The sequence below is a fragment of the Corynebacterium sp. 2571A genome, from assembly GCF_055700935.1.
In genome coordinates, this window is the sequence record NZ_JASTTE010000003.1 from 135,111 (window position 1) to 159,875 (window position 24,765).

The 24,765-nt window shown below is 64.3% G+C and carries 24 protein-coding genes and 1 tRNA gene; 19 read left to right on the top strand and 6 right to left on the bottom strand.

Annotated elements, in window-relative coordinates:
* Nucleotides 1-49 precede the first annotated feature (49 nt).
* The 7 genes from QQS53_RS07060 to QQS53_RS07090 all read left to right on the top strand — a co-directional run bounded on the left by QQS53_RS07060 (nucleotide 50) and on the right by QQS53_RS07090 (nucleotide 6,621).
* Entirely contained in the window at nucleotides 50-826 is a 777-nt protein-coding gene (locus QQS53_RS07060; RefSeq protein ID WP_472775456.1) for a lytic transglycosylase domain-containing protein, read from the top strand.
* Between the two features lie 128 nt (nucleotides 827-954).
* Nucleotides 955-2,232: a phosphopyruvate hydratase gene (gene eno, locus QQS53_RS07065; protein WP_472775172.1), complete on the top strand. Its 1,278-nt coding sequence runs from the start codon at nucleotides 955-957 to the stop codon at nucleotides 2,230-2,232.
* A 157-nt stretch (nucleotides 2,233-2,389) separates the two neighbouring features.
* Nucleotides 2,390-3,040, top strand: a complete 651-nt coding sequence (locus QQS53_RS07070) for a septum formation initiator family protein (RefSeq protein ID WP_472775173.1) — start codon at nucleotides 2,390-2,392, stop codon at nucleotides 3,038-3,040.
* 46 nt (nucleotides 3,041-3,086) lie between these two features.
* Nucleotides 3,087-3,632, top strand: a complete 546-nt coding sequence (locus QQS53_RS07075; protein WP_472775174.1) for a DUF501 domain-containing protein — start codon at nucleotides 3,087-3,089, stop codon at nucleotides 3,630-3,632.
* Nucleotides 3,633-3,694: 62 nt separating this feature from the next.
* Nucleotides 3,695-4,657, top strand: a complete 963-nt coding sequence (locus tag QQS53_RS07080) for a Ppx/GppA phosphatase family protein (RefSeq protein WP_472775175.1) — start codon at nucleotides 3,695-3,697, stop codon at nucleotides 4,655-4,657.
* 91 nt (nucleotides 4,658-4,748) lie between these two features.
* A tRNA-Leu gene (locus tag QQS53_RS07085) sits at nucleotides 4,749-4,825 on the top strand.
* Between the two features lie 341 nt (nucleotides 4,826-5,166).
* Complete coding sequence (locus tag QQS53_RS07090) at nucleotides 5,167-6,621, top strand: DHA2 family efflux MFS transporter permease subunit (RefSeq protein ID WP_472775176.1); 1,455 nt, start codon at nucleotides 5,167-5,169, stop codon at nucleotides 6,619-6,621.
* A gap of 179 nt (nucleotides 6,622-6,800) precedes the next feature.
* On the opposite strand, the gene QQS53_RS07095 is transcribed toward QQS53_RS07090, so the two are convergent.
* Entirely contained in the window at nucleotides 6,801-8,393 is a 1,593-nt protein-coding gene (locus QQS53_RS07095; RefSeq protein ID WP_472775177.1) for an esterase-like activity of phytase family protein, read from the bottom strand.
* 233 nt (nucleotides 8,394-8,626) lie between these two features.
* On the opposite strand from QQS53_RS07095, the gene QQS53_RS07100 reads away from it, so the two are divergent.
* The 4 genes from QQS53_RS07100 (at nucleotide 8,627) to QQS53_RS07115 (ending at nucleotide 13,889) form a co-directional block, all read left to right on the top strand.
* A complete protein-coding gene (locus tag QQS53_RS07100) occupies nucleotides 8,627-9,643 on the top strand; it encodes a dioxygenase family protein (protein WP_472775178.1) in 1,017 nt (338 codons plus the stop codon).
* 120 nt (nucleotides 9,644-9,763) lie between these two features.
* Entirely contained in the window at nucleotides 9,764-10,558 is a 795-nt protein-coding gene (locus tag QQS53_RS07105; protein WP_472775179.1) for a Bax inhibitor-1/YccA family protein, read from the top strand.
* A gap of 927 nt (nucleotides 10,559-11,485) precedes the next feature.
* Nucleotides 11,486-12,085 (top strand): hypothetical protein, encoded by a 600-nt coding sequence (locus QQS53_RS07110; protein ID WP_472775180.1) that lies wholly within the window; start codon nucleotides 11,486-11,488, stop codon nucleotides 12,083-12,085.
* Nucleotides 12,078-13,889 (top strand): hypothetical protein, encoded by a 1,812-nt coding sequence (locus QQS53_RS07115; protein ID WP_472775181.1) that lies wholly within the window; start codon nucleotides 12,078-12,080, stop codon nucleotides 13,887-13,889. Before QQS53_RS07110 ends, QQS53_RS07115 begins: the two co-directional genes overlap by 8 nt.
* 103 nt (nucleotides 13,890-13,992) lie before the next feature.
* Here QQS53_RS07115 and QQS53_RS07120 read toward each other — a convergent pair whose 3' ends face one another.
* The 3 genes from QQS53_RS07120 to QQS53_RS07130 form a co-directional block, all read right to left on the bottom strand.
* The gene (locus QQS53_RS07120; RefSeq protein ID WP_472775182.1) at nucleotides 13,993-14,484 is read right to left on the bottom strand and encodes a hypothetical protein; all 492 of its coding nucleotides are present in this window, start codon (nucleotides 14,482-14,484) and stop codon (nucleotides 13,993-13,995) included.
* 44 nt (nucleotides 14,485-14,528) lie between these two features.
* Nucleotides 14,529-15,053, bottom strand: coding sequence for a transcription elongation factor GreA (greA, locus tag QQS53_RS07125; protein ID WP_368519551.1), 525 nt, complete (start codon nucleotides 15,051-15,053; stop codon nucleotides 14,529-14,531).
* Between the two features lie 268 nt (nucleotides 15,054-15,321).
* Nucleotides 15,322-15,825: a DUF4307 domain-containing protein gene (locus QQS53_RS07130; RefSeq protein WP_472775183.1), complete on the bottom strand. Its 504-nt coding sequence runs from the start codon at nucleotides 15,823-15,825 to the stop codon at nucleotides 15,322-15,324.
* Between the two features lie 164 nt (nucleotides 15,826-15,989).
* On the opposite strand from QQS53_RS07130, the gene mca reads away from it, so the two are divergent.
* Genes mca through QQS53_RS07145 form a run of 3 tightly spaced genes read left to right on the top strand, consistent with a single transcriptional unit; the run spans nucleotide 15,990 to nucleotide 18,049 of the window.
* The gene (gene mca, locus QQS53_RS07135; protein WP_472775184.1) at nucleotides 15,990-16,880 is read left to right on the top strand and encodes a mycothiol conjugate amidase Mca; all 891 of its coding nucleotides are present in this window, start codon (nucleotides 15,990-15,992) and stop codon (nucleotides 16,878-16,880) included.
* Between the two features lie 37 nt (nucleotides 16,881-16,917).
* On the top strand, nucleotides 16,918-17,226 hold the full coding sequence (locus QQS53_RS07140; RefSeq protein ID WP_472775185.1) for a hypothetical protein: 309 nt from the start codon (nucleotides 16,918-16,920) through the stop codon (nucleotides 17,224-17,226).
* A gap of 52 nt (nucleotides 17,227-17,278) precedes the next feature.
* A complete protein-coding gene (locus QQS53_RS07145) occupies nucleotides 17,279-18,049 on the top strand; it encodes an isoprenyl transferase (RefSeq protein WP_290225609.1) in 771 nt (256 codons plus the stop codon).
* Between the two features lie 28 nt (nucleotides 18,050-18,077).
* Here the strand turns inward: QQS53_RS07145 and coaA are convergent, their stop codons facing one another.
* Nucleotides 18,078-19,004 carry a type I pantothenate kinase gene (coaA, locus tag QQS53_RS07150; protein ID WP_472775186.1) on the bottom strand — a complete coding sequence of 309 codons (927 nt, stop codon included), beginning with the start codon at nucleotides 19,002-19,004 and terminating at the stop codon, nucleotides 18,078-18,080.
* 193 nt (nucleotides 19,005-19,197) lie between these two features.
* Between coaA and glyA the strand changes: the two genes are divergently transcribed.
* Nucleotides 19,198-20,499: a serine hydroxymethyltransferase gene (glyA, locus tag QQS53_RS07155; protein ID WP_472775187.1), complete on the top strand. Its 1,302-nt coding sequence runs from the start codon at nucleotides 19,198-19,200 to the stop codon at nucleotides 20,497-20,499.
* 47 nt (nucleotides 20,500-20,546) lie between these two features.
* Here the strand turns inward: glyA and QQS53_RS07160 are convergent, their stop codons facing one another.
* A complete protein-coding gene (locus QQS53_RS07160) occupies nucleotides 20,547-20,891 on the bottom strand; it encodes a DUF5997 family protein (protein WP_472775457.1) in 345 nt (114 codons plus the stop codon).
* Nucleotides 20,892-20,975: 84 nt separating this feature from the next.
* Between QQS53_RS07160 and QQS53_RS07165 the strand changes: the two genes are divergently transcribed.
* The 4 genes from QQS53_RS07165 to QQS53_RS07180 all read left to right on the top strand — a co-directional run bounded on the left by QQS53_RS07165 (nucleotide 20,976) and on the right by QQS53_RS07180 (nucleotide 24,664).
* Nucleotides 20,976-21,659: a LysR family transcriptional regulator substrate-binding protein gene (locus QQS53_RS07165; protein ID WP_472775188.1), complete on the top strand. Its 684-nt coding sequence runs from the start codon at nucleotides 20,976-20,978 to the stop codon at nucleotides 21,657-21,659.
* A gap of 120 nt (nucleotides 21,660-21,779) precedes the next feature.
* Nucleotides 21,780-22,406 (top strand): LGFP repeat-containing protein, encoded by a 627-nt coding sequence (locus QQS53_RS07170; RefSeq protein WP_472775189.1) that lies wholly within the window; start codon nucleotides 21,780-21,782, stop codon nucleotides 22,404-22,406.
* Nucleotides 22,407-22,657: 251 nt separating this feature from the next.
* Nucleotides 22,658-24,031, top strand: coding sequence for a PhoH family protein (locus QQS53_RS07175; RefSeq protein WP_472775190.1), 1,374 nt, complete (start codon nucleotides 22,658-22,660; stop codon nucleotides 24,029-24,031).
* A gap of 81 nt (nucleotides 24,032-24,112) precedes the next feature.
* On the top strand, nucleotides 24,113-24,664 hold the full coding sequence (locus tag QQS53_RS07180) for a GNAT family N-acetyltransferase (RefSeq protein WP_472775191.1): 552 nt from the start codon (nucleotides 24,113-24,115) through the stop codon (nucleotides 24,662-24,664).
* Nucleotides 24,665-24,765: the final 101 nt, after the last annotated feature.

The window sequence follows — 24,765 nt, forward strand, 5'->3', positions numbered from 1 at the left end:
CAATACCGGGCCGGTAGGATATGACCCCGTGACTCAACGGACGGGCAAGATGGTAGGACGGGGATGCGGCTGCGCCGCGGTCCTCGCAATCGTGCTGGTCGTCGCGCTGGTGGGCTGGTCGCTGTCCTTCCTGGGTGCGCCGTCGCCCGTGCGGAAACTCGACCCGGTGCCGGAGAACGTCCCGCCGGAAGCCCCGGCAGAGGTTGCCGAGATCAACGTCCACGCGCCGGGCCGCACCGCGGACAAGCTGACCTACTGGGCCCAAGACCTATCCGAGCAGACCGGGATCCCGGCCCAAGCGCTGCGCGCCTACGGCAACGCGGAGCTTATCGCCCGGGACTCCTGGCCGGGCTGCAACCTGCGCTGGAACACCCTGGCCGGCATCGGCTACGTGGAGACCCGGCACGGGACCTACTCGGGAAACTGGTTCAAGCCCTCCTCGCTGGATGACAACGGCTACCCGCAGCCACCCATCGTCGGCATCAGCCTGGACGGGACCAACAACACGGCGGAGATCCCGGACACGGACAACGGCGAATTCGACGGGGATACCGAGTACGACCGGGCAGTCGGGCCCATGCAGTTCATCCCCGAGTCCTGGAAACGCGTCGGGGTGGACGCCAACGGGGACGGGCACCCGGACCCGAACCAGATCGACGACGCCGCGGCCGGGGCGGCGAAACTGTTGTGCTTGGACGGACGTGACCTTTCGCACGAACAGGGGTGGGTTGACGGCGTGCTCGCCTACAACCAATCCGGGGAATACGTGCGGAAAGTCGCCGCTGCGGCCAATTCTTACGCCGTCGGCCAGCCGGCCACCAGCTAGGGCGGGCGCCCGGCTTGGCGAATATAACCACGCCGCGGGCAAGTTTTCGGTAAAAATGGAAGCTAGGTAGGCGTCCCGTGTTTTGGGGGCGCGCCCACATCTAACCTCTAGAGGAGTGAATTTCTAGCATGGCCGATATCCTGCACGTATTCGCACGCGAAATCCTGGATTCCCGCGGCAACCCGACCGTGGAGGCGGAAGTTTTCCTGGATGACGGTGCCCACGGGCTTGCCGGTGTTCCGTCCGGTGCTTCCACCGGTGTCCACGAGGCCCACGAGCTGCGCGACGGCGACGACCGTTACCTGGGCAAGGGCGTGACCAAGGCGGTCGAGAATGTCAACGAGGAGATCGCTGATGAGCTGGCCGGCTTCGTGGCTGACGACCAGCGCCTGATCGACCAGGCCATGATTGACTTGGACGGCACGGAGAACAAGTCCCGCCTGGGTGCGAACGCTATCCTGGGCGTGTCCATCGCTGCCGCCAAGGCTGCCGCCGAGTCCGCTGCGCTGCCGCTGTACCGCTACGTTGGCGGCCCGAACGCGCACGTCCTGCCGGTGCCGATGATGAACATCCTCAACGGCGGCGCCCACGCGGATTCCGGCGTGGACGTCCAGGAATTTATGATCGCCCCGCTGGGCTTCGACTCCTTCGCCGAGGCCCTGCGCGGCGGCGCTGAGGTCTACCACGCCCTCAAGGCCGTCCTGAAGGACAAGGGCCTTTCCACCGGCCTGGGCGACGAGGGCGGTTTCGCCCCGTCCGTCGGCTCCACCAAGGAGGCCCTCGACGTCATCGTGGAGGCCATCGAGAAGGCCGGCTTCACCCCGGGCAAGGACATCGCCCTGGCCCTCGACGTTGCCTCCTCTGAGTTCTACCAGGACGGCAAGTACCACTTCGAGGGCGGCGAGCACACCGCGGAGGAGATGTCCAAGGTCTACGAGGAGCTCATCGACGCATACCCGATCGTCTCCATCGAGGATCCGCTGCAGGAAGACGACTGGGAGGGCTACACCGCCCTGACCGCCGCCATCGGCGACAAGGTCCAGATCGTGGGCGACGACTTCTTCGTCACCAACCCGGCCCGCCTACAGGAGGGCATCGACAAGAAGGCCGCCAACGCCCTGCTGGTCAAGGTCAACCAGATCGGTACCCTGACCGAGACCTTCGACGCCGTGGACCTGGCCCACCGCAACGGCTACCGCACCATGATGTCCCACCGCTCCGGCGAGACCGAGGACACCACCATCGCCGACCTGGCCGTCGCCCTGGGCTGCGGCCAGATCAAGACCGGCGCCCCGGCCCGCTCCGAGCGCGTGGCGAAGTACAACCAGCTGCTGCGCATTGAGCAGGAGCTCGGCGACGCCGCCGTCTACGCCGGCCGCTCCGCCTTCCCGCGCTTCAACGGCTAAGCGCACCTGCAACTAGAATTTCGGCCCCGGGTTTTCCCGGGGCCGAAACTTGCTGCGGCGTCACCGCCAGGTGTGTGCGGTGGCGCCTCTTTTTTAACATCCGCCCCGCCGCGCCGCCGCTGCGTGACGGGGCGGCCACGCTAGGATAGTGGCCTATATGGCACGCGAGAAGAAAACCCCCAGCAAGCGGCGCACCACCGTACCGGTCGCGTCGCGCTCTGCGGGGCGCTCCGGCCGGTCTGCGCGCCCGCGCCCGAAGGCTAAGCGGAAGCCGGACCGCCTGGATGTCGCCGGCTTTACCGTCATCGTCGCCGTGCTGGTGGTGGTCCTAGCTGCCATCGCCGTGCCGCTGCGCAACTTCTACCAGGGGCGCTCCGAGATCGCGCGGCTCAACGAGTCGATTGCCGCGAAGGAAGCCGAGAAGGCGCAGCTGCAGGAAGAAATTGACCACTACCGGGACGAGGACTTCGTCAAGCAGGAAGCCCGCCGGCGCCTGGGTGTTATTGAGCCGGGGGAGACCGCCTACCGCATCCTGGACCCGCACATGAGCCCGGATCACTCGGTGACCACCGGCAAGGACGCCGTCGAGGAGAGCCAGCCGTGGTACGCCGTTCTCTGGGACTCGCTCTCCGAAGGCGACGAGCCGCGTTCGGTGGTCTCCGGCGGGCCGAAGGACACGGGGGAGAACCGGGACGAGACTTCCGAGGGCCCGGTCTCTTCGGCCGTGGAGGAGGCCATTGAGGAGTCCCACAACTCTCCGGAGCAGCCGGATCCGGTGGACCAGGGCGCGGATTACGCGCCGCAGTAGCGCCCCGCGCTCACGCCGGTGGGGTGTTCGTGAGACAATAGCGTCTATGACCGTGACAGATAAGGACCTCGCCACCGTCGGCCAGCAACTGGGCCGGACTCCGCGGGGTGTGCTGGAAGTTTCCTACTACACCCCGGACGGCCAACCCGCCGTCATCAAGACCGCCCCCAAACTGGAGGATGGCACCCCGTTTCCCACGCTGTACTACCTGACGGATCCCCGCCTGACCGCAGAGGCTTCTCGTCTCGAGGTCGCCCACGTCATGAAGTGGATGGAAGCGCGCCTGGCTGACGATGCTGACTTGGCCCGCGACTACCGCGCCGCCCACGAGCACTACCTGGCCGAGCGCAACAAGATTGCCGACCTGGGCACGAATTTTTCCGGCGGCGGGATGCCCGACCGCGTCAAGTGCCTGCACGTTTTGATCGCCTACGCGCTGGCCGAAGGCCCGCAGCACTTCCGCCTAGGAGCCGAGGCCGTGGCGCTCGCCGCCGAGCACGGCCAGCTGCGCGGCAGCGCCATTCCCGCCGACTGGCCGAGCGTGGCCGAACTTGGCATCGACATGGATCAGTTCGACTTCTCGAATACCTAAACCAGGCTTATTACCTCCTCATTTCTCCGCTCGAGCAACTCGACTAAGGACTAGACACCAGCATGACTCGCGTAGCAGCAATCGACTGTGGCACCAACTCCATCCGCCTGCTCATCTCCGACGTGCAGCCTGGCGGCAAGGTCAAGGACGTCACCCGGACCATGGAAATCATCCGCCTGGGCAAGGGCGTGGACGCGACCGGGGAAATCTCGCAGGAGGCGCTGGGCCGCGCCCGCGATGCGCTCGAGCAATTCGTCCAACAGATGAAATTCGAACAGGTCAAGAAAGTCCGTATGGTCGCCACCTCGGCAACGCGGGACGCGAAGAACCAGCAGGAGTTTTTCGATCTGACCGCGGAGCTCCTCGGGGAGATCGAACCCGGGGCCTGCGCGGAGGTCATCACCGGGGAAGAGGAGGCGCGGCTGTCCTTCAACGGCGCGGTGAGCGACCTGGCCCCGGAGCGCGCCCCGTTCTGCGTCATCGACCTGGGCGGCGGCTCGACGGAATTCATCGTGGGCGAGGAAGACGGCACCATCGACAGCTCCCACTCCGCGCAGATGGGCTGCGTGCGCATCACCGAGCGCATCATGCCCTCCGACCCGCCATCGGACACGGAGATCGAAATCGCCAAGGACTTCGTCGCTGAGAAGATGAAGGAAGTCTCCCAACTGGTCAACGTGGACAAGGCCCGGACCTTCGTTGGCTGCGCCGGCACGTTCACTACCCTGTCGGCGCTGGCCCAGGGGCTGGAGCGGTACGACGCGGACGCCATCCACGGCACCGAGCTGCGTTTCGATGCCCTGCGCGTACTCCTAGACCAGCTCATGCACACCCCGGCCGATGAACGCGCCCTCAACCCCGTCATCCACCCGGGACGCGCCGACGTCATCGGCGGCGGCTCGGTGGCGGTCGAAGGCATCATGAATCTCATCGAAGAGCACAACGATGCCCGCTCCTTCGTCGTCTCCGAAAAAGACATCCTGGACGGCATCATCGCCGGCCTCGTCGACGGCATGGAAAGCTAGGGCTGTGGTTCAGAGCAACCGGCCCGGGGAGACTGACTACCCAGTTTTCACCCCGGGCCGGTTGTGAATTAGACTCAATAGAGTTGCACAAGCCCCTATAGCCCAATCGGCAGAGGCAGTTGACTTAAAATCAATTCAGTGTGGGTTCGAGTCCCACTGGGGGCACCACTACCAGCGAAAACACTTTGCCGACACCACGAAAAGCCCGTTTAGTGTCCAAAATGTGCCAAAAAAAGTGTCGATTCTCGATGGGGCAACGGCCCTAGCATCCGTCCAGGCGAGCCAATAGCGCCTAGCTGAGCCCGTCGCCAGAGCCGGGGCTCGAACCGTGGTGGGTGCCCCTGCGCGTCGAAGTTTTGCAGGTCGGGAAGCCGCTGGACCCGCTGACTGCTCTTTCAAGTTGACAGCGCCGCACATGTCCAGCATTGTTGACTTATCACGTTTATGCCGCCCGTCCCTTGTCAGGGGCGTGCGGCCCTTTTTAATTTGTTTTTCCAGGAGGTTGCCGGATGGCCACGCCCGATTCGCGTTCGCGCTCCCTGTCGGGGGAGACCACGCTCATCATTTCGGTGCTCGCACTGACCACGTTTGTGATGCTGCTCAATGAGACGGCGCTGTCGGTGGCGCTGCCGGCCATCATGACCGAATTTGAGGTCACCTCCGCGGTCGCGCAGTGGCTGCTGACCGGCGTGCTGCTGACCATGGCCATCATGATGCCGATGACCGGCTGGATCCTGGATCGCTTCACCACGCGCTCCGTGTACTTCTGCGCGGTGGGCTCCTTCCTCATCGGCTCCGCCGTGGCGGCCTTTTCCCCGACGTTCGCGATCCTGCTCGGCGGGCGTGTCCTCCAGGCTGTCGGCACCGCCATCCTCCTGCCGCTGCAGATGACCGTCGTCATGACCGTCGTGCCGCCGAAGGTGCGCGGCACCGTCATGGGCGTTATTGCTATCGTCATGGCCGTCGGCCCGGCCCTGGGCCCGACGTTTGCCGGCGCGGTCATGTCGGTGTCGACCTGGCACACCACCTTCTGGATCATGGCTGCCCTCGTCGCCGTGGCCGCCGCCTTCGCCGCCTGGAAGCTGCGGAACGTCAGCGAACTCAAGCGCGCCCCGCTCGATGTCCTCTCCGTGGTGCTGTCCGCCGTCGCCTTCGGCGGCTTGGTCTACGGCCTGTCCTCAGTGGGCGTGCTCATTGATGGCGGCGACGGTGCCGGCGTGGTCATCGGCGTGTCCATCGCCGGCGTTGTCGGCCTCGCCCTGTTCATCTGGCGCCAGCTCGCCCTGGCCCCGAGCGGCCGCGCGCTGCTGGATCTGACCCCGCTGACGGTCAAGAACTTCGTCGTCGCCATCATCGTCATCGTGCTCTTCCAGGCCGCGATGCTGGGTATGGCCAACACCCTGCCGATCTACCTCCAGGGCGCGCTGCTGACCACCGCGTTGGTCGCCGGCCTGGCCTCCCTGCCGGGCGGTCTCGTGGAGACGGTTCTTTCTCCCATCGCCGGCGCCTTCTACGACCGCGTCGGCCCCCGCCCGCTGGTCGTACCCGGCACCATGATCGGCGCGGCCGCGCTGCTCTGGATGGGCACGGTCAATGAGGAATCCCCGGTCTGGCTCCTGGTGGTGCAGTACACCATCTTCGGCGTCGCCATGGCGCTGTCTCTGACCCCGCTGATTACCACCGCGCTGTCTTCGCTGCCCTCCGAGATCTACTCGCACGGCTCGGCTATCCTCAACACGCTGCTTCAGCTTGCCGGCGCGGCGGGCATCGCCGTGATGATTGCCATCTTCGGCCACGTTGCCGGCGCCGGAGGGGGAACGCGTGCAGCCCAGGGCGACGGCGCCGCCACCGCCTTCATGGTCTGCGGCGGCCTGCTTGTGGTAGCGGTCATCGCCGCGCTGTTCCTGCGCAAGCCGGAAGACCACGGCGAAGTCAAGACCGTGGAGAGCGCCGAACCGGCTTAAAGCCCAAGGCCCACAAGTCCGCGGCTAGCAAGACCTAGGAAAGCAACCGAGAGACCTTAGAAACAGGGTCTGCGGGAGCCATAGAATACGAAAAAGACCAGCCTGATGGCTGGTCTTTTTGTCTGTCTAATGCCCTCCAGCGCCCGGCTGGATGCGCGGTCGAGGCGGGCCGGAGTGGCTTAGCCCAGGAACTGGCGAACCTCGGCGGGCACCAGTTCGAGCAGCTGCTGCGGCAGCGCCTTGGAGAAAGCCAGCGTGCCGCCCACGACGGTGATGATGCCGACCACGGCCGCCAGGATTCCGCCGACGCTAGAGCCACCCAGGGAGGAAAGGGAAGAGGCTGAAGACGCGGAGGAGGCCGAGGAACCGGAGGACTGGGACGGCTGCTCGTCGTCCTGGCCGTTGTTGGTGTCGCAGTCGGCGGTGCGGGTGTTTTCCGCAGCGCGGAAAGGAATGCCTTCGGTCACGCCGTCATCGGCCCAGAGGAAGACGGTGGTTTCTTCCTGCTTGCCGTCGGTGCACTCGCCGGCAAAGGTGTGCGTGGCGAAACCCTCGTTGGCCACGTTGTCCATTTCGGCCGGGCGGGCCTGGATTTCGGAGGTGGCCTTCCACTCGCCATCGGCCTTGGTCAGTTCGATGGACGCGCCTTCGCAGACCTCGTCGCACAGGGCGCGCAGGACGCCGGATTCCGCGTCGTAGTCCAGTGCCATGACGCCCTCGAACGGGGAGCGGTGGCGCTGTTTCAGGACCGGGGCCTCGCCGGACAGGTCGACGAAGAGGACCTCGCCGTTAGCCTCAACGCCGACGGCAAACTCGCCGCCGCCCAGAGCGGAGACAGCCTCTAGGCCGGAATTAGCGCCGATGTCGCCGGTGAACTCGGCGAGGTTCCATTCTTGCTCGGCGGCCAGGTCGCCGCCCTCGCTGGTCGGGGCAGCGAAGTGCAGCACGGACGGGCGGGAGACATTCTTGGAGGCGTTGTCGCGCTCGGTCGCGACGTAAAGGGTGCCATCCTCGGCCACGGTAATACCTTCGGCGTCCGGCAGGCCGCTGCCGTCCGGGTACTTCAGTTTCCATTGACCGGCGACGGTGTAATTACCGCTCTCAACGTCGTAGTCGAGGGCCAGCAGGCCGCCCTCGTCGTTGTTGACCACCCAGGCGCGGCCATCGGCGTCGAAGTCGATGCCGGAGAAGTCCTCGACGGAAAACTCCTCGCCCAGGTCAACATCCTTGATGGTCTGCGGATCGAAGGGCCACTCCGCGTCGGCGACCGGTTCGGTCTCGCCCTCGGCGATATTCGCGGCATCGCGGGTCGGCTCACCGGTGACGGAGAACTCGCCGGTCATGTCCGGAACGCGGCCCCAGGTGGTGGCAGCGTGGCCTTCCCAGGTGGTCTCCTCGACGAGCTGGCCGTCGGCATCGTAGAGCCGGACCGAGTCGTTGCCGCCCAGGCCGAAGCCGTCGTCCTCCAGGTCGGTGTAGAAGCTGAAGTAACCACCGGATTCAATCTCGGTGCCCTCCGGGAAGACGATCGGGGTGTGGTCGTCATCATCATCGAGGATGGACCAGCCGCTGATGTCTACCGAATTCACTTCGTCGGTATTAGCCAGCTCAACCCAGTCACCGACCGGGTCGCCGTTGGACTCCACCTCATTGATAACGACAGGGGACTGAGGCGTCTCCTGCGCCAGGGCGGTGGGCACGGACAAGGCACTGAAGGTCATCGTGGCGGCGACGGTAGCCGGGAGCCAACGACGGCGGGAAACTGCGGACATGGGTAGGGTTCCTTTCTTATTGGGACAGAGAGAAAAGAGCAGACAATACTTTAAATGCCCGCGGTAGCCGGAGCTCGACAACGAGGTAAACGCTAGGCAAACCCTGAGGCTGCAGACTCAGAAATGTATGTAGGTATTATCCAGTAACTGTCCGGGAACTTCCCCGCAACCGCACGGGAACCTATCCGTTATTGTCCGGGGAGCGCACAAGATTGCGCTTTAGGGTTGAAGTCATGAGCACACAAGATCGCTATTTTGAAGGTCGCCGGCTTGATCGCCCGGGTGACGACATCGAAGATCAGGGACTCGCATTCGACATGCGCACGATGGTGAGCCGACGCCGGGTCTTGGGACTTTTCGGCATCGGTGCCGGCGCGGCCGCCCTGGCCGCCTGCAGCCCCGGCGGGACGAGCACGGCCTCGAGCAGTGCGGCATCGTCAGCCTCAACGACTACGAACGCCAACGCCGCCGCGAAGTACGCCGGCCAAGAACTGTCCGAGTTGAACAACGAAACCGCGGGGCCGTACCCCGGCGACGGCTCCAATGGCCCCGACATCCTGGACGAAAGCGGCGTCGAACGCCGTGACCTGACCACTTCCGTCGATGGCAACGGCTCGGTGGACGGCGTGCCGATGACGCTGACGATGAACCTCATCGACATCGCCAACGACAACCAGCCGCTGGCCGGTGCCGCAGTCTACGTCTGGCATTGCAACGGTGAGGGGGAGTACTCCATGTACTCCGACGGCGTGACGGACCAAACCTGGCTGCGCGGTGTCCAGGTCACTGACGACAACGGCAGCGTGACTTTCGATTCCATCGTCCCCGGCTGTTACAGCGGGCGTTGGCCGCACATCCATTTCGAGGTATTCACCAGCATTGACGAAATCACCGATGCCTCCAATTCCGTGCTGACCTCGCAGATTGTCGTGCCGGAAGAGGTCGCCCGTGCCTGCTACAGCGACAGCGTTTACGCTGGCTCGGCCGACAACCTCAACAACATCACCCTGGAGACCGACAACGTCTTCTCCGACGGCTGGGACGCGCAGACCCCTGCGGTATCCGGATCACAAACCGCTGGCTATCAGTTGGAGATCGACGTTCCCGTCGACATCACCGACAAGGCGACCGGCGGACAAGCTCCTGCCGGCGGCAATGGCCCGGGCCAGGGTGGACCCGGCGGAGGTGGCGCGGGTGAAGGCGGTCCGGGTGAAGGCGGCGGTACGCCCCCGGAGCCACCGGCAAACTAGAATTTTGGGTATAAGTCAACAGAGTGGGAACTTTCTGGAAACGCGACGCGTTGACACTAGTGACCAGACCCTAGACCCCTAGTCATATTCCCAAGAAAAAGGAAAGGAAGCGGGATTCCCTTGCGCAGTAGCAACCCGGTCATGAACACGCTTGCCACCTCGGAGCAGCAATCTTCGAACGGCTACAACGATCCGCAGGCTTACGGCCAGGCTCCTGAGCGCCCGATGACCGTCGATGACGTCGTCACCAAGACGGGTATTACGCTCGGCGTCATCATCGCCCTCGCGGTAGTCAACTTCGGGATCGCCGTGGTTACCGGTGACGCTTCGCTGTCGATGATCCTGACGCTGGTCGGCGGCATCGGTGGATTCGTGACCGTCCTGGTCGCCACCTTCGGTAAGAAGTGGGACTCCGCAGTCGTCACCCTTATCTACGCGGCATTTGAGGGCCTGTTCATCGGCGGGTTCTCCCTGCTGATCTCCGGCTACTTCACCGTGGGCGGTTCCGATGCCGGCGCCCTGATCGGCCAGGCCATCCTGGGCACCGTCGGTGTCTTCCTGGGCATGCTCTTCGTCTACAAGACCGGCGCCGTCAAGGTGACCCCGCGTTTCCGCAAGATCGTCTCCGGCGCCATTATCGGCGTCTTCGTGTTGGTCATCGGTAACCTGCTGCTGGCCCTGTTCACCGGCAACAACCCGCTGCGCGACGGCGGCACCCTGGCGATCATCTTCTCCATCGTCTGCATCGTGCTGGCTGCCCTGTCCTTCATGAATGATTTCGACCTGGCCGACCGCCTCATCCGCGCCAACGCTCCGGCATCCCACGCCTGGGGCGTGGCCCTCGGCCTGGCCGTCACCCTGGTCTGGCTCTACACCGAGATCCTGCGCCTGCTGAGCTACTTCCAGAACCGCTAGCTCGCACCAAGCTTTCTGCCTACCGCCTTTCCCCTTCAGGGGAGGGGCGGTTTTGCATATCTAGCGCACGCCACCCCGTGACTTGACCGTTTTTACCGGTCTGCGGCTCACCCGCTCCCTTCGCGGTCACGGGGAGAGGGAAATTACACAGATCGTCTGTTCCGGTGAGCGCGAAGGGTTCATCGGGCGCTGGGCAGCTACGTGTGCCCTTTGCGGTCACGGGCGGGGCCAATCTGCATCCCGCAGTGCTCCCGGTGATCGCGCAGGGACCGTCGGGCTTCTAGGCAGCCGTGTGCGCCCTTTGCGGTCACCGGGAGAGGGAAAGCGTGCAGATCGTCTGTTCCGGTGAGCGCGAAGGGTTCATCGGGCGAATGCGGGGCTGGGGAGATGGATCTGGTGGTGGCCACGTTGGCGGCGTTCCGTCAAGCGGATTCGCTAAACCTACAGAGAGTAGACAGGTTGCTAACGCCGGGCCGGTTGGCACGACGTCGTGAGCTGCGAGAGAAGGCCAGAATTGCCGGTAGGCTTATCGCAAATATGTAATTCCGGGTACACCCATTCCTTCAAGTTTCAGTTGGGGCAAAAATGAAGTGGGTCACTTTCATGCAGCTTTTAAACCGCGAATGGCCTGCACCTACGCTGTCAACTTTCTGTTAATTGGGTTATTTGGCCGAATCCGGGAGCGACGGTTGGAAGAAATAGTTTGACGGCTCGGGAAGACAAAACTTTGATGTTCATGCACACTAGGTACCGAGGCCGCCGCTAAGGGGCACGAGGGAGAACCGAAAAGGGGCTTCCAAGTGCTTCGCCCCGGTAATGAAAGCCAAGCTCGGGGTAGCTTTTGTTGCTGGGGTGGCGGTCTCACTCGTTGAGGTGGGGCACGCAGATAGATCGGGGGAACACGTGGTTAGAAAGGTACTGAGCAGCGTGGCAGTAGCCGCGGCCTTTCTCGCCGGGGGTTGCTCCGGGATCGGTTTCTCTGAAACTGGTTCGGAGCTTACTGCTGACGATAAGCACAACACCGTTGGTGCCGAGGGGGCGGCGTCCGAGCCCGCGGATGTTGCATCTGAAGCAGAACCCCACAGCTCAAACCCTGAGTCCACGAAGTCCTTGCTTCCCCCGTTAGGGAAGCCGGATGTCATGGACTTTGGGTTTGAGCTTTTTCAGCCTTGTTCAGAAATAACGGTAGAAGAATTCGAAGCCGCTGGCCTTGGCCGGCCCTACGACCTTTCCGGACACACCATCTGCCAGTTTGCACAGGGGGACGGTCCGGATGCATTGATTACCATCACGTCTTTCCAGATGACGGCCGAGGACCTCGTTGAGATTTCCAGGGTCAACGGTGAGGTTGAAGGAATTCTTACGTACGCAGAAGACCATAAAGCCGTGAGTACATGTAAAGCCTATTTAGAAACCACCGGGGGAGTAGTTATGTTAGGGAAAGCCTTTCTGGTCGAAGGGGAACCTTCCAACAGTTGCGAAGGTGCAGTTTCAGACATTAAGAAGTTGGCTGGTGACGATGCTTAGATTAGAAATTGCAGATTTAACGTCAGCATCTGAAAACCTCTCCAGCCTGGAAATTGAAGCGCGAAAACTAGCCGGATTCGGTTTCGACGTCTTAGACTTCGGCTTCTCGCCAATTACTGGTGTTGACCGCACGGGGGATATTCACGGCCGGGCGGTGCATATGGACCCGGCGTCGGCGTTTAGTACGTTGGAGAAGTTTGCTGGCCAGTTGGGCTGGATGGCCTCAGTGCTGGGGGATGAGGCTCAGGGCTTCGAGCAGCAGGAAGATGCGAATGCGCATGGGCTGGATATTGCGGATGCCGGCGGGGCGGTGAGTCAGTCGGTGATGCCAATTGTGAACCAGCCGGAGCCGGGATACAGCCCGTTTAGTTTTGTGCCGCCGGTGGTGAATACGGGCTCGTCGTTGTTCGGGCTGGTGCAAGGCTTCCTGTTTACGAATATGGGGCGCATTAGCAACACGATTCACCGCTGGCAGCAGTTCGCGTCGCGGGTCAATGGTATTTCGACTGAGATGGAAGCGCTGGCCGGGCAGTTGCAATCGCGAAACCAATCGGAGACCACGGACCGGGCGGCGGCCAAGATTCGGGAGGTCGCGGCCACGGGTCGCCAGTTCGCGGCTAATGCGACGGTGATGGCGGGGAAAAACTCCAACATGCTGGGAGGGCTGCAAGCCGACCAGGTGGTGGCGTCAGCGGATTGGGGCAAGCTTCTGGCCATCCCGGATCCGGCGGCGCGGAAGGCGGTGGAACAGGCGCTGCTGATGAAGCATCAGGGCATTTTGCAGAATATTGTGCTGCAGTCCATGCCGATCCAGCGCAGCCTAATGGACCAGGCGCCGGCCAGCGGTGGCGGGGATTTGCAGCTGGGCATGGGCGCCGTGGACGGCAACGGGCAGCGCTATTCCACGGAGGGAGTGACCCTGCCACGGCAGATCCAGGAGCTGATGAACCGCCCAGGCGTGGGCCCGGGGTCCTTCGAGGTCGCCGACGGGCAGATTAGTGCGGTCGACGGCGTGGGCTTGGATCCGGCGACGCGGCAGGAGATGCGCGACGCCGTCCAGCGGGGCGGTCAGTGGCTGGCCGACCAGGGGCTCATTCCGGCCGGGGAATCGGCGCTGCGCGGGGATCAGATGATGACGCAGGCGGCGAACGTGGCCGCGCCGATTGCGTCGGGTGCGGTGACGCCGGGTGCATCGGCAGCAGGTGGCGCGGCGATGCCGGCCGGTGGCCTGTCAGGCGCGCCGGGGACTGTCACCCCGGCCGGGGCGTGGGCCGGTGCGCCCGGGGCCGGTCGGACTGGTGCCGGCGCGGGCCAAGGCCTGGCGGGAGGCAACCGCGGGGCGGCGTTCCTGCCGGGCAGCGCTTTCGGCGGGATGACGTCGGCGGCGCCGGGCGCGGCCGGCAATGGGGCAGCGGGCGCGCGCGGTGCCTTGCGCGGTGGGCTGCCGGGAGCGGCCGGTCTGCCCGGTGTCCCGGGAGGGGCAGTGCCGGGTCCGGCAGGTAGTGGCTTGGGCGCGGGTGCCGGGGCCGGTGCGGGCGCCGGTAGCTCTTATGGGCAGAGCCCGGCGCAGCAGGCCAACAAGGCCGCGGCGGGGGCGTCGCAGAATGCTCGCTCCGGTGGCATCGGCCGCGGGATGGCGCCGATGATGGGCATGCACCGCGGCGGAAACGGCACCAAGGACTCGTCCCGGGCGGTGCGCGCGGTCATCACCGAGGTCGAAAAGGACCCGAACCGGCGGGCACTGCTGGGGCAGCGGCCGGCGGTCGTCCCCGGGGTCATCGGGGCGTGGGTCCGCGAGGACTAGGGCCTATTTGGGGGCCCTATTGGGGGCCCTATTTGGGCACGAAAAACCGCCCCGCCGGAGTGCTTGGATGCTCCGGCGGGGCGGTGATATCTGTTTCGGGCGATTAGTTCTCGCCGACTACTTCACCGTCAACGGTGATCTCAGTGAAGGTCAGGCCCTGCGGGGACTCGGCGGGCTTGGAGAGGACGACCTCGACCTCTTCGGTGTTGGCGCCGCCGGCGCGGGTGCCGGTGCCGCGGGCGGAGTCGTTGTCCCACTCGGTCCACTCGATGTCGGTCACGGAGTCGGTGGCATCCTCACAATCCAGGGTGATGGAATTCGGCTCAGCGACGGCGATGGACTCGCAAGTCAGGTGGCGAGGCGCACCGGCCGCGGCCAAGGAGGGCTGAGCCGAGGTCGGCTCAGCGGTGGTGCTCGCGGCAGAGCCCGCGCCGGACTCGGCGGCGGAGCTGGACGGCTCAGCCCGGTCGGTGAAGGTCGAGGCGTTGTCGATCTTCTCCTCGGAGGGGTTCTCGTGCGGCGGGTGGCAGGCGGCCAAGCCCAGGGCGGAGACTACGGCGAGGCCGGCAGTGGCGAGGCGGGAAAACTTCTTCATGGGGAGTGCTCTTTTCTGAATTAGGGGAATCGCAGAAGCGTGGATTAAGACTGCTGGCGCGGGGTAGCGGCCTTAGCAGAATCATACGGCTTGGCCGACAGGATGGTGACCGAATTGGTCTTGCCGCTCGGAGCGGTGTACTCGCGGGTCTCACCCTCGTGGGCTCCCAGGATGGCAGCGCCCAGCGGGGACTGCTCAGAGTAGGTCTCCAGGTCCTTGTTGTCAGAGGCGGCAGCGCGGGTACCGATCAGGAAGGTTTCCTTGTCGTCCTCGTCGCCGTTGTAGTACACGTGCACCACGGAACCAATGTGGGCCACGCCCTCCTCGACGCCGGAGCGCTCCGTGGTGGAGTTGGCCAGGACCTCGGAGATCTGCTTGATGCGGGCCTCTTCCTGGTCCTGCATCTCACGCGCGGCGTCGTAGCCGGCGTTTTCCTTGAGGTCGCCCTCTTCGCGGCGCTCGTTGATCTCGGCAGCAACGACGGGGCGGTGATCGATAAGCTCCTGGAGCTCTGCCTCCAGCTTGGCCTTGGTTTCCGGCGTGATGTACTGCTTTTGCTGTTCAGCCATGGTGCACCTTCCCTAAATTCATCTCAGATTGTTCACCGCGCCATTGCCTGGCCGGTGGAATAATGGTGGGGCCGGCCGGTGACAAAGAATAAGGCGCGGTCGACCCACGTAGCGTCCCGAATTTTAGCACAGCGGCCAGCGCGCTTAAGCGCGCGTCCCCCAAGACTGGGGCCAAGGTCGGCCCCGGGCCGAGCGAAGCTGGGTACATGCCGGAACCGTGCCGCGGCGATGGTGGGGTGGCGGTGGGACGGCGGCGGGGATGCCGAGGTTATTCGGCGTATTCGGGATTGTCGACGTCGAGGTAGGCCGGGATTTGGCTCGAGCAGCCGTAGACGCCGCCGGCGACGGCGCGGTCGTTGGTCGGGATATCGACTGCGATGCGCATGCTTTCCTCGCCGTTGGCGGGGATGGGGATCTCGCGTCGGCCGACCTCGGCCTTGGAGTAGTCGTAGGCTTGGACGATGCAGTAGGCGGCCTCATCCGGCGAATTGCGGGTCACATCGGCCCACACGCGCAGGGTGTGATCGTCCCGAATCTCGTGGGTGACGTAGGAGATTTCCGCGTTGACCTTTTCCTGCTGCATGAAATACTGCACGCCGTAGAAGATCATAGCAAGCACGATAGCCGCAATGACCAGGGCGATTGCCTTGCCTGTGAAATCCTTCGGGGCGGTGCGGGTGCGGGTGCCGCCGTAGCGGGCCGACAGGTCCGTGCTCGTGGGCCGTGCTGCCGATGCCCCACGCGGGGCGCGCTGGTCTCCTCCGGAACTCATGAGGCACAGTCTAGTCAGACTGGTCGGCGTTCGGGAATTCGCCGCCATCGCTTAGGATGGATCCGCATAGGCTCAGCCGGACCGCAGCACCGCCCCGCGCGGGCGGGGACTACTCTTTGGCGCCGAGCCCGACGGTAAAACTACGATTGAGGATGTTTTAGCACGTGACTGGATTGCGTCTGTTAGCTATTCACGCCCACCCGGATGACGAATCATCCAAGGGCGCGGCCACCACCGCCAAGTACGCCGCCGAAGGCGACGAGGTGCTGGTGCTCACCTGTACGGGTGGCGAGCGCGGCGACATCATCAACCCGGCTATGGACAAGCCGGGTATCAAGGAGCGGATGAAGCAGGTCCGCCGCGAGGAAATGGCCGCCGCCGCCCAGGCGCTGGGGGTCAAGCACCACTGGCTCGGGCACGTCGACTCCGGGCTGCCCGGGGACCCGTGGACCGAGGACATCCAGGCGCTGCTGCCGGAAGGCTGCTTCGCCGCGCTGGACGATGCCGTCGTGGCAGCGGAATTCGTCCGCGTCATCCGATCCTTCCGCCCGCACGTCATCGTCACCTACGACGAGAACGGCGGCTACCCGCACCCGGACCACCTGATGGTGCACCGGGCATCGATGATCGCGTGGGAAAAGGCCGGGGATCCGGACTACCGTCCGGAGCGCGGCGAGGCCTGGGAGCCGCTGAAGCTGTACTATTCTCACGGGTTTATCTACCAGCGCATGAAGATCTTCCACGAGATGCTGCTGAAGGAAGGCAAGACCAGCCCTTACGCGCCCATGATGGCGCGCTGGGACGAGGGCTTCGGCGATATTATGGCCAGGGTTACCACGCAGGTAGAATGTAGTGAGTACTTTGCCAACCGCGAGGCCGCCCTGCGGGCGCACGCGACGCAGATTGACCCGGCCGGCGCTTTTCTTGCCACCCCGGTTGCAGTGCAGCAGAAATACTGGCCGACCGAGGAATTCGAGCTGGCGCGCACGCGGGTGTCCACGTCGCTGCCGGAAAACGACTTGTTCGCCGGGATTTCCGCGGACGGTAATATTTAACCTATCGGGCATTTCTAACCAGGAGGACGACGCCTAGATGAGTATCAGCGATCACGTGATTTACGCCGCCAGCGACCCCAGCCTCATGCTGCTGGCCCAGGGTGGCTCCGACGGCCCGGTGGGCCCGGAGTTCGGCAAGGCCTCGCCCATCGGCCTGCTGATCCTCGCCGTCATGGGCGTCTTCGTCATCATGGCCGGGTGGTTTTTCCATCGCCGCTACTCGCGCTTCCGCCGCCGCACCCTCTTTGCCGAGGCGCACGGCATCGATCCCTTCGACAAGGAAAAGCTGGACGCCGCCATGGAAGAGGCCGGGGTGCTGGACCACCGCAAGTCCTCGAAATTCTAGACATTCAACTGCATTTGGCTCGAGAGAGTGATTAGCCAGCTACACTAAGGGCGTGAATTTCGTGCCAGCTTTGCTCTACCCGCTCTACGAAGCCCGGCTCCTGCGGGGGCTCAAGGGCAAACCCCAGCCTAAGCACGTCGCGATCATGGCGGACGGCAACCGCCGGTGGGCCCGGGAAGCTGGTTTTACCGACATCAGCCACGGGCACCGGCAGGGCGCCAAGAAGATCGGCGAGATGATCTCCTGGTGCGCCGACACCGAGGTGGAAGTTGTCACTATTTATCTGCTGTCGACGGAAAACCTTAAGCGCCAGGAAGCCGAGGTCAAACTCCTCTTCGACATCATCTCGGACGTCGTAGAGACCTTGTCGACCGGGGACCTGGGCTGCCAGGTCCGCCTAGTCGGCCACCTGGACCTGCTGCCGGACCGCGTCGTCGAGCGTATGCGGCAGGCGGCGGAGAAGACGCAGGATAACTCCGGGGTCATCGTCAACGTGGCCGTTGGTTACGGCGGGCGCCAAGAGATCGTGGACGCCGTCCAGGACCTAGTGCGCGCGGAGGCCGCGCAGGGCACCACGGCGGAGGAGATGGCCGAGCGGGTTACCGCCGAGTCCATCTCGCACCACCTCTACACCAAGGGGCTGCCCGACCCGGACCTGGTCATCCGCACCTCCGGGGAGCAGCGCCTGTCCGGCTTCCTGCTGTGGCAGGCGGCGTATTCCGAAATCTGGTTCACGGATACCTACTGGCCAGCCTTCCGCAAGCTCGACTTCCTCCGCGCGCTGCGCGACTACTCGCAGCGCTCCCGCCGCTTCGGTAAATAGCCCGTCAGGGTTTTTAGCGCGCGGCGTTTTATAGCTTGCGCATTCGCACCTGCTCGACCAGGTGGTTTGGGCCCTTGGTGAGCACTAGGGAAGCCCGCACGCGGGTGGGCAGGATGTTTTCTACCAGGTTGGGCAGGTTAATCGACTGCCAAATCTCGCGGGCTTGGGCCGCGGCCTCGGGGTCTTCGAGCCCAGCGTAGTGGGCGAAGTGCGCGCCCGGCTTGCGGAAAGCGGTGTGGCGCAGTCGTAAGAAGCGGTTGATGTACCACTGTTCGATGACGCTGGTGCGGGCGTCGACGTAGACCGAGAAATCAATCAGATCGGAGACCATCAGCGTCGGGCCGGTCTGCAGCACGTTGAGCCCCTCCAGAATAAGGATGTCGGGCTGCTCGATGACCTGCTGCTCGTCCGGCAGGATGTCGTAGACCACGTGGGAATAGACCGGGGCCTTGACCTGGGCGGCGCCGGACTTGACCTCGGTGACAAAGCGCAGCAGCGCCCGCCGGTTGTAAGACTCGGGAAAGCCCTTGCGCTGCATCAGGCCGCGCTCTTTGAGCACCTTGGTGGGGTAGAGGAAGCCATCGGTGGTCACCAGGCTGACCTTCGGGTGGTGCGCCCAGCGCTGCAGTAGCACCTGGAGCAGGCGCGCGGTGGTGGACTTGCCGACGGCCACGGAGCCGGCCACCCCGATCACGAACGGCACGTTGGCTGGGGGATTGCCCAAAAACTGTTCGGTGGCGGCGGTGAGCTTCTGCCGGGCCTCGACCTGCATATGGATGAGACGCGACAGCGGCAGGTAGACCTCTGCGACCTCGTTGAGGTCGATGTTCTCGCCCAAGCCGGAGAGCTTGGCTACCTCTTCTTCGGTTAGCACCTGGGGCATGGATTTGCGCAGCTCGCGCCAGGAATCACGGTCGAAGTTTAGGTAGGGGCTGGGGTCATGCGTGCGCGCCATGACACCCATTGTTCCAAAGCTCCCTCCAACCGGGTGTAAACGGGTGGCGGGAAAGGCCGAACTAAACGGGAAAGTACTCACTTTCGTTAAGATAAGTGGCACGCCTAATACAACCCCGGGTCTCTCGGTCATCGAGCGGGCCGGGGAGTGGCGGGTGAGTTTAGCCCCATAAGGAAGGTACGGAAGAATTTCTATGACTGCTTCGAATAACGCGGACGTTCGCTACCAGGAGCTGCGTGAGCTGGATCCGGACACGCATGCGGCGATTACTGGTGAGCTCGCCCGGCAGCGCGACACCCTCGAGATGATTGCCTCGGAGAACTTCGTCCCGCGCGCGGTCCTGCAGGCCCAGGGCTCGGTGCTGACCAACAAGTACGCGGAGGGCTACCCGGGCCGCCGCTACTACGGCGGCTGCGAGCACGTCGACGTGGTCGAGGACTTGGCCCGCGATCGTGCGAAGGAAATCTTCGGCGCGGAGTTCGCCAACGTGCAGCCCCACTCCGGCGCCCAGGCCAACGCTGCGGTGCTGGCCGCGCTGGCGGAGCCGGGCGACAAGATCCTCGGCCTGTCCCTGGCCCACGGCGGCCACCTAACCCACGGCATGAAGCTGAACTTCTCCGGCAAGCTCTACGACGTTGCCGCCTACGAGGTGGACCCGGAGACCATGCGCATCGACATGGACAAGCTGCGCGAGCAGGCCCTGGAGGTCAAGCCGAAGGTCATCATCGCCGGCTGGTCCGCCTACCCGCGCACCCAGGATTTCCAGCGTTTCCGCGAAATCGCCGATGAGGTCGGCGCCTACCTGTGGGTGGACATGGCCCACTTCGCTGGCCTAGTCGCCGCCGGCCTGCACCCGTCGCCGGTGCCGTACGCGGACGTAGTCACCACCACCGTCCACAAGACCCTGGGCGGGCCGCGCTCCGGCATGATCCTGGCCAAGCAGGAGTTCGCCAAGAAGCTGAACTCCAACGTCTTCCCGGGCCAGCAGGGCGGCCCGCTGATGCACGTCATCGCGGCCAAGGCCATCGCCATGAAGATCGCCGGCACCCCGGAGTTCAAGGAGCGCCAGGAGCGCACCCTGGAGGGCGCGAAGATCATCGCTGAGCGCCTGATGCAGGACGACGCCAAGGGCGCGGGCATCGACGTGCTCACCGGCGGCACCGACGTGCACCTGGTGCTGGTCGACCTGCGCAACTCGGAGGTCGATGGTCAGCAGGCCGAGGACCTGCTGCACGAGGTCGGCATTACCGTCAACCGCAACGCCGTGCCGAACGACCCGCGCCCGCCGATGGTGACCTCGGGCCTGCGTATCGGCACGCCGGCGCTGGCCACCCGCGGCCTGGACGCCGAGGCCTTCACCGAGGTCGCCGACATCATCGCCACCACCCTGGTGGACGGCGATAAGGCTGACAAGCAGGCGCTGCGCGCCCGCGTGGAGGAGATTACCAAGCAGTTCCCGCTCTACGAGGGACTCGAGGACTGGAAGCTGCTCTAAGGATCTAAGCCCTTCAGCTAGGCCCAGCAAGGGCCTAGCTGCAGCTTCTATTCGGACGCCTCGTCGGCGTCTGAGTGATCGTCGCGTTCCTGGGCGTGCTGGGTGCGCGCGGCGCGTAGCCACTCGGGCTGGTTTTCCAGCAGCTCCTTGATCTGAGCGGTGGTCAGCGGGGCGTCCATGTCGTTCTTTTTCAGCGAGGTCACCGAAATGCCTAGCTTCTGGGCGACGACGGGGCGCGGGTGCGGGCCCTCGCGGCGCAGGGTGGCCAGCCATTCCGGGGGATTGTGCTGGAGCTCGCGGAGCTCGGCGTGGGTTATCGCGCCAGTTTGGAAGGACTCCGGGGTGGCCGGCAGGTAGATACCAAGCTTCTTGGCCGCGGTCTGCGGGCGCATGGCGGTGCCGGAGGGCTGCTGCGGGGAATCTTTTTGGTAATCAGTCACAAAGATAACGGTAGCACTTTCGCTAGGATAAGGACCATGTTGCGCCTAGCATTTGCTACCGGCACGGAGCCGGGAAAGTGGTTTCGTCGGTTCCGGGAAAACACCGCCCACGGGGGCCTGGAAACGCTGGATGCTGACGACGCGCTCGCTACCTTATTGTCTGGGGAAGCCGACCTCGCCTTAGCGCGGGTGCCGGCGGCCGGGGACGAGCGCATCGACAGCTCCTTCCACGTGGTACGCCTCTACGCCGAAGCCCCCGGCGTGGCTGTCCCGAAGGACTCGGTCTACGCCGAGGTCGGCGAGGACGTCCGCGCGGAGGACGTGGCGGACGAATACCTCAACTATCGCATCCCCGACTCCGGGCTCGTGGACGTCGACGCGGTGCGCACCGGGCTGCAGGTGGTCGGCGCCAACGTGGGCATCGTCATCGCTCCGCGCCCGCTGCTGAAGGTGCTGGCCAAAAAGCAGGTGGTGCCGCTGGGGCTCGTGGACGCCGAGGTGCCGCGCACGGAGATCTGCCTGGTGTGGAAGAAGGACCGCGACGCCGACGATATCCAGGACTTCGTGGGCGTGGCGAAGGGACGGACGAAGAACTCCTCCCGCCAGGAAAAGCCGAAGCGCAGCGCCCGGGAGAAGGCCAAGGCCAAGCAGGCCCGGCGGTCCGGGCGTTCGTTACCAAAAAGTAAGAAATCCCCTGACCGGCATAAACGGCGCAAATAGTTTGACTTAATCCCATAATGTCTGACTAAAGCTTGGGATAATTGTTGAAAAACTCTGAATGGGTTCTTACGGTGGAAGTTGCTGTTAAAGCGCATTTACCGACGAAAGTGAGGATTGACAATGAACAAGATTTCTCGCCGGGTGGTTGCCGGCCTGGCAGCTGCTACCCTGTCCTTCGGCGTAGTTGCCTGCTCCGACGCAGAGGACGCTGCGAACGACGCCAAGGATACCGCCGGCTCCGCCGCTAACGAGGCCACCGACGCCGCCGGTTCTGCCGCTAACGAGGCCACCGGTTCCAACGATGACGACGCCGACGACAAGGGCGAGGGCAATGGCGACGACTCCGGTTCCAACGGCGACAAGAAGGCCGTGACGACCGGCGCCGGTGAGAAGGAAGTTCCGGCTGATTTCGCTTCTGCCATCGAGGACAAGACCTCCGAGTGGGGCGAGCCGAAGGACATCACCGAGGGCGAGAACGGCTCCGTTGCCACCTTCGACGATGACAAGCTGCTGGCTTACTCCGAGGAGACCGGCGCCCAGCCGGTCATCGGCAAGATCGCTGAGACCTGGACCGCCGAGGGCGGCGTCGACAGCAAGGTCGGCCTGCCGACCGCTCCGGAGCAGCGCGACGATGATGACGATGACGGCTTCGAGGGCTGGAAGCAGAGCTTCACCAACGGCACCATCGAGTGGGACTACGACGATGACCACGGCCAGTACGAGGCTGACATCGACGTCAACGACTAATAGCTAGCAGCGCCTCTATCTGGCGCGCTGATGCACCACCCGCGGGAAGCGGCGGCAATTGTGGCCGCGGCCCCGCGGGTTTCGTGATCGCTCAGGCAGGCGTGGCCGCGATGTCGCGGCTAGTTTGACTAAAGTTCATCTTTCACCCATGTAATTTCAACCTAGCCGGCCTACATTGGGTGGTGTCCGCACGGGCCGGGCACCACTGGTTCGTGATTGACCGCCAATTTTTAAGGGAGCACCTTAAAGCCATGACCTATCCGACCACGACCTCCACCCTTCCGCTTGCCGACGCCCACCTTGACGCCTCCGTCAAGACCAAGACTTACGTGCTGGATACTTCCGTGCTGTTGTCTGACCCTTGGGCGCTGAAGAAATTCGCCGAACACGACATCGTCCTGCCGGTTGTTGTCATTTCGGAGCTGGAAGGAAAACGTCATCACCCAGAGCTTGGCTGGTTCGCCCGCCAAGCTCTTCGTCATTTGGAGCAGCTGCGCGTCACCTATGACCACCTGGACCAGCCAGTCCCGGCTAACGACGAGGGCGGCACCCTGCGGGTGGAGCTGAACCACCAAGACCAATCCCTGCTGCCGGCCGCCTTCCGCGGCCCGGAGGGGGACCACCGGATTCTGGCCTGCGCGCTCAACCTGGCGCACGAGGGCAAGGAGACCGTGCTGGTGACGAAAGACGTGCCGCTGCGCGTGAAGGCCGGCGCCGTGGGACTTCCCGCGGACGAGTACCACGCGCAGGACGTCGTACTGACCGGGTACACCGGGATGGCGGACGCCGCCGTGCCGGGCGAGGTGATTGACGAACTCTATCGCGATGGGGAAGTCGTGATTGATGACGTCCGCACTCGCGAGGGCACGCCGGTGGCCGAGCTGCCAGTGCACTGCGGTGTGAAGCTGTGGGCCGGCCAGCAGGCGGCACTGGGGCGCGTGGCCGCGGACGGTTCCGTCCAGGTCGTGCGAGGGGACGCCAACGCCTTCGGCCTGCAGGGCCGCTCGGCGGAGCAGCGCATCGCCCTGGACCTGCTGCTGGACAACTCCGTCGGGATCGTCTCCGTCGGCGGCCGCGCCGGCACCGGTAAGTCGGCCCTGGCGCTGTGCGCCGGGCTGGAGGCCGTGCTGGAGCGCGGCGAGCACCGCCGGATCGTGGTCTTCCGCCCGATGTACGCGGTCGGCGGCCAGTCGCTGGGCTACCTGCCGGGCTCTGAATCGGAGAAAATGAACCCGTGGGCGCAGGCCGTCTACGACACCCTGGACGGGCTGGTCTCCGAAAACGTCATGGACGAAGTCCTTGACCGCGAGCTCATCGAGGTCCTCCCGCTGACCCATATCCGCGGCCGCTCCCTGCACGACTCCTTCGTCATCGTAGATGAGGCGCAGTCGCTGGAGCGTAACGTGTTGCTGACCGTGCTTTCTCGCCTGGGGCGCGGGTCGCGCGTCGTGCTCACCCACGACGTCGCCCAGCGCGACAACCTGCGCGTCGGGCGTCACGACGGCGTGCAGGCCGTTATCGAGAAGCTCAAGGGGCATCAGCTCTTCGCACACGTGACCTTGCAGCGTTCTGAGCGTTCTGCCATCGCGGAACTGGTCACGGACTTGTTGGAAGGCGACCATTAAAGAAGCTGGTAAGCGCTTTATTAGCGGGTTTATTAGAAACCGACTGGCGCGAAAAAACAACACCAAGGAATAATGGGCAGCATGTCTAAAAAGTCGTTCAATATTCGTCCGTTCCGGACAAACGATTACCCGCAGATGATGCACATTTACGAGGAAGGCCTGAACACGGGCCACGCCACGTATGAAACGACGGCATTGTCACTCGAGCAATTCACCAACGCCAAGATCTTGTCCACTGTTTTCGTCGCCGTCGAGGAAGACGATGACAACAAGGTGGTCGGCTGGGTTTCGGCCGCCCCGATTTCCTCCCGTTCCGTCTTCCATGGGGTGGTGGAAGACTCCATCTACGTCGATCCCTCGGCGCAGGGCCGCGGCGTGGCCGGGGCGTTGCTGGACAAGCTCATTGAGGTCTGCCAGGAGCTACACAAGTGGGCCATCCACGCGTGGATCTTCCCGGAAAACACCGGCTCGGCCAAGCTGCACGAGTCCCGCGGCTTTGACAAGGTGGGCACCTACTCCCACCTGGCGAAGATGACCTACGGCGAGCTCGCCGGCCAGTGGCGCGACACCGTCGTCTACGAAAAGCTGCTGCCTAAGCCGGATGCCCCGGGCACCGCGCCCGCTGAGGACTAGCTCCTCTCAACCGCAACTGCACGCAACGCGTCCCTACCTTGGGGTAGGGGCGCGTTTTGTTTTTAGTACTTGCTGGAAGGCAAGCGAAAAACACAATGGCC